This is a genomic window from Desulfosarcina cetonica JCM 12296, from assembly GCF_001311845.1.
GTDB lineage: Bacteria > Desulfobacterota > Desulfobacteria > Desulfobacterales > Desulfosarcinaceae > Desulfosarcina > Desulfosarcina cetonica.
Genome location: NZ_BBCC01000403.1, coordinates 1 through 2,042 on the forward strand (window position 1 = coordinate 1; position 2,042 = coordinate 2,042).

Annotated in this window: 4 protein-coding genes; all 4 read left to right on the plus strand. The window is 66.6% G+C overall.

Annotated features, from left to right (window positions below):
• Positions 1-708 (plus strand): HlyD family secretion protein (locus tag JCM12296_RS37565; RefSeq protein ID WP_246805312.1); only part of this gene is annotated, 708 nt, incomplete at its 5' end.
• On the plus strand, positions 618-992 hold the full coding sequence (locus JCM12296_RS46725) for an ATP-binding cassette domain-containing protein (RefSeq protein WP_281492267.1): 375 nt from the start codon (positions 618-620) through the stop codon (positions 990-992). The genes JCM12296_RS37565 and JCM12296_RS46725, both read left to right, overlap by 91 nt.
• A complete protein-coding gene (locus tag JCM12296_RS48715) occupies positions 907-1,287 on the plus strand; it encodes an ATP-binding cassette domain-containing protein (RefSeq protein ID WP_281492268.1) in 381 nt (126 codons plus the stop codon). Before JCM12296_RS46725 ends, JCM12296_RS48715 begins: the two co-directional genes overlap by 86 nt.
• 83 nt (positions 1,288-1,370) lie before the next feature.
• The coding region (locus JCM12296_RS46735; protein ID WP_246805313.1) for an ATP-binding cassette domain-containing protein at positions 1,371-2,042 on the plus strand (672 nt) is incomplete at its 3' end.

The window sequence follows — 2,042 nt, forward strand, 5'->3', positions numbered from 1 at the left end:
GCCATCGCCCGGCAGGCCAATGCCACGGCGGCCATTGACGCCGTCAAGGCCAGAATCGATGAAATCCAGTCGTTCATCGACGACAGCACCCTCACGGCACCGGTGGATGGCCGGGTGCTCTACCGCCTGGCCGAACCCGGCGAAGTGCTGGGTGCCGGCGGCCGGGTGCTCACCCTTCTGGACGTCAGCGATGTGACCATGACTATTTTCCTGCCCACGGACCAGGCCGGCCGGGTGGACCTGGGCAGCGACGCGCGCATCGTTCTGGATGCCCTGCCCGACGTGGTGATCCCGGCCCGGGTCTCTTTCGTGGCGCCCAAGGCCCAGTTCACCCCCAAGGATGTGGAAACCCGCACCGAACGCGAAAAATTGATGTTCCGCGTCAAGGTGCGCATCGACCCCGAACTGCTCAGGCCCATGCCGAGAAGGTCAAGACCGGTCTTCCGGGTATGGCGTATGTGCGCCTTAACGCCGATGCGGTCTGGCCGCCGTCCCTTGCGACCCCCGTGGGAGAGGGCCGATAGATGGATGCCGTCGCCCGGGTGGAGGCGCTCAGCCACCACTATGGCCGGACCGTCGCCGTGGACGCGGTCGATCTGGAAATTCCCGACGGCCGCATGGTGGGATTCATCGGCCCGGACGGTGTGGGCAAATCGACCCTTTTGGGGATCTTGGCCGGGGCACGTCGGATTCAAAGTGGCACGGTAACGGTGCTCGGCGGCGACATGCGTTCACGGCGTCACCGCACCCGCGTCAGCCCGCAAATCGCTACATGCCCCAGGGCCTGGGCCGCAACCTCTACGCCACCCTCTCGGTCTTCGAAAATGTGGATTTCTTCGGGCGCCTCTTCGGCCAGCACCAGGCCGACGCCGGCGCCGCATCACCGACCTTCTGGCCAGCACGGGGCTGAGCCCCTTTGCCGACCGGCCGGCGGCCAAGCTCTCGGGGGGCATGAAACAAAAATTGGGCCTGTGCTGCGCCCTGATCCATGACCCCGACCTGTTGATCCTGGATGAGCCCACCACCGGCGTGGACCCGCTCTCCCGGCGCCAATTCTGGGATCTCATCGAGCAAATCCGCGCCAACCGGCCGGGCATGAGTGTCCTCGTGGCCACGGCCTACATGGAGGAGGCCGAGCGTTTCGACTGGCTGGTGGCCATGAGCGCCGGCCGGGTGCTCACCACCGGCCGCGCCGAAGCCTCAAGGCCCGCGCCGGTCAACAGACGCTGGAGGCGGCCTTCATTCAATTCCTGCCCGAATCGGCCCGCCAGGGGCACCATGCCCTGACGATTCCACCCCGTCCGGCCACCACCGGTCCCCCGGCCATCGAGGCCCACGCCCTGACCCGCCGCTTCGGCGACTTCACCGCCGTGGACCAAGTCAGTTTCCACATCGAACGCGGCGAGATTTTCGGTTTTCTCGGCTCCAACGGCTGCGGCAAAACCACCACCATGAAAATGCTCACCGGGTTGTTACCCGCCTCGGACGGGGACGCGGCCCTTTTCGGCATGCCCGTCAATGCCCACGACCTGGCCACGCGCCGGCGGGTGGGCTACATGTCCCAGGGGTTCTCGCTCTACGCCGAGCTTACCGTGCGGCAGAACCTGAACCTGCACGCCCGCCTCTTTCATGTGCCGGCGGCGCGGGCAAACAAGCGCATCCACGGTCTGATCACGCGCTTCAACCTGGCGGACTACATCGACGTGGCCGCCGACGACCTGCCCCTGGGCATCCGCCAGCGGCTCTCCCTGGCCGTGGCCCTGGTGCACGAACCGGAAATGCTCATCCTGGACGAACCCACCTCGGGCGTCGATCCCATCGCCCGCGACGGTTTCTGGGAACTGCTCATCGATCTCTCGCGCCGGGACGGGGTGACGATCTTCATATCGACCCACTTCATGAACGAGGCCGAACGCTGCGACCGCATCTCGTTGATGCATGCCGGCCGGGTGCTGGCCAGCGGAACGCCCACGGACCTGATGCGCACCCAAGGGGCCGAGACCCTGGAAGCGGCCTTCATCGCCTGCCTGGAAGCGGCCACG

Coding starts and splice junctions, on each gene's coding strand:
- JCM12296_RS46725 (WP_281492267.1), top strand. CDS start 618: ATGGTGGGATTCATCGGCCCGGACGGTGTGGGCAAATCGACCCTTTTG.